Annotated in this window: 1 protein-coding gene; it reads right to left on the bottom strand. The window is 63.0% G+C overall.

Annotated features, from left to right (window positions below; all coding sequences use genetic code 11):
* Positions 1-281, bottom strand: a 281-nt coding sequence (locus ACV229_RS40885) for a hypothetical protein (protein WP_448088703.1), incomplete at both ends; no start/stop codon positions are given.

The raw sequence follows: 281 nt of genomic DNA, 5'->3' as shown, positions 1-281 counted from the left end.
CGACGGGGCTTTCGACCGCGAACAGCTCGATCGCATCACTGTCCACGTCGACGTCGACCGGCATCGGTTCGCTGTCCACCGGCCTCTCGTCGACCAACAGTTCGGTTGCATCACTGTCCACGTCAACTTCGACTGGCATTGGTTCGCTGTCCACCGGTCTGTCGTCGACCAACAGCTCGGTTGCGTCGCTGTCGACCTCGACCTCGACGGGGCTTTCGACCGCGAACAGCTCGATCGCGTCGCTGTCGACGTCAACCTCGACCGGCATCGGTTCGCTGTCC

The sequence above is a fragment of the Burkholderia sp. MR1-5-21 genome, assembly GCF_053427715.1.
The sequence above is the reverse complement of the archived record's forward strand: the minus strand, read 5'-3'. Positions and strand labels throughout refer to the sequence as shown.